Consider the following 810-nt stretch of genomic DNA (forward strand, 5'->3'; position numbering starts at 1 on the left):
AACTTTCTGGAAAATGGTTCTAACCCTTTGATTTGTCGTTCTGCTCTCGACGATGTGGGAGATTTTGATGAGTCTCTGACAGGGGGACAAGATTGGGATTTATACTTGCGTTTAGCGGCTCGTTATCTGTTTGTCAATGTTCCGGCTGTCCAGATATTTTACCGCATTCGCAGTAACTCAATATCTTCTCATACTACTCGCCAAGAACAACAAGTTGTGAAAGTCTTAAACCGGGCTTTTTCGCAAGCTCCCGCCAGCCTACAACCGTTAAAGCGAAAAAGTTTGGCTCTTGTTTATAAGTATCTTGTGTGCAGAACCCTTGACCTTTTACCAAATCGTTCTAACGGTTGGAAAGCTTTACGACTAATCATGATTTATATTGGCTACGAACCCCAACGAGTCAAACAGTCGAAGTTGATTTTCATTCTTTTACTCAAAAGTATTGGTTTGATCCTAACCCCTCAATTTCCCCAACTCCTCCAACAACTCAAACGTCTCATTCACTCAGAAGTTCATGCTTCGGGTTGAATTGTTGTGGAAATTGCCGTTAACTGAGAGGGAAGTTTTTCTTCTTTTTCAGAGCTTTTGGGTTGACTGGTAAAAGACAAACCTTCCTCTAAACGATCAATATAAATCGTATCTCCAGCCACATACTTTTGTTCTAATAATAAATTCGCAATCGGATTTTCTAACTCCCGTTGAATGGCTCGTTTTAACGGTCTCGCTCCATAGACTGGATCGTACCCCACTTCTGCAATATAATTCATTGCCTCTGGAGACAACACCAAACTAATTTTTTGATCGACTAAT

Annotated in this window: 1 protein-coding gene and 1 pseudogene; one reads left to right on the forward strand and one right to left on the reverse strand. The window is 40.7% G+C overall.

The window, feature by feature from the left end:
• Positions 1-528 (forward strand): annotated as a pseudogene (locus M595_RS28120) (glycosyl transferase family A); the annotation flags it as partial.
• On the opposite strand, the gene M595_RS28125 reads toward M595_RS28120, so the two are convergent.
• On the reverse strand, positions 513-810 hold a 298-nt coding region (locus M595_RS28125), incomplete at its 5' end, for a ClpB D2-like domain containing protein (protein ID WP_023064889.1). The pseudogene M595_RS28120 and the gene M595_RS28125 sit on opposite strands and share 16 nt — an antisense overlap.

The sequence above is a fragment of the Lyngbya aestuarii BL J genome (assembly GCF_000478195.2).
Lineage (GTDB): Bacteria > Cyanobacteriota > Cyanobacteriia > Cyanobacteriales > Microcoleaceae > Capilliphycus > Capilliphycus aestuarii.